This is a genomic window from Acidisphaera rubrifaciens HS-AP3 (assembly GCF_000964365.1).
Taxonomy (GTDB): Bacteria; Pseudomonadota; Alphaproteobacteria; order Acetobacterales; family Acetobacteraceae; genus Acidisphaera; species Acidisphaera rubrifaciens.
In genome coordinates, this window is the sequence record NZ_BANB01001063.1 from 1 (window position 1) to 554 (window position 554).

Annotated in this window: 1 protein-coding gene; it reads left to right on the forward strand. The window is 67.3% G+C overall.

The genetic code is table 11. The annotated features are described in order from the left end of the window. The coding region (locus B8460_RS20035) for an ABC transporter substrate-binding protein (RefSeq protein ID WP_048863392.1) at positions 1–554 on the forward strand (554 nt) is incomplete at both ends.

A 554-nucleotide genomic window follows, 5' to 3' on the forward strand; every position in this document is an offset into this window, starting at 1 on the left:
TCATCACCGCCAACTACGTCTTCGGCCAGCAGCTCCAGCGCGACACCACCCGCTTCGTGGAGGCCGCGCACGGCAAGGTGCTCGGCTCGGCGATGTATCCGTTCCCCGAGACCTCGGATTTCTCGTCCTTCCTGGTGCAGGCGCAGTCGAGCGGGGCAAAGGTCGTCGGCTTCTGCAACGCCGGCGCCGACACGGTCAATTCGGTCAAGCAGGCGCATGAGTTCGGTCTGGCGGCGAGCGGCGTGAAGCTCGCCGCGATGCTCGCCTCGCTCAACGTCATCGACAGCCTCGGGCTGGAGGCGGCGCAGGGGCTGCTGCTGACGGAAAGCTTCTACTGGGACATGAACGACCGCACCCGCGCCTTCACCAAGCGGCTGCTGCCGACCTCCGACGGCAAGCCCGCGAACATGGTGCAGGCCGGCGTCTATTCCGGCGCGATCCACTACCTGAAGGCGGTGCAGGCGGTCGGTCCGGCGGTGGCCAAGCAGAACGGCGCCGCCGTCATCGCGCAGATGAAGAAGATGCCGACCGACGACGACGCCTATGGCCGCTGC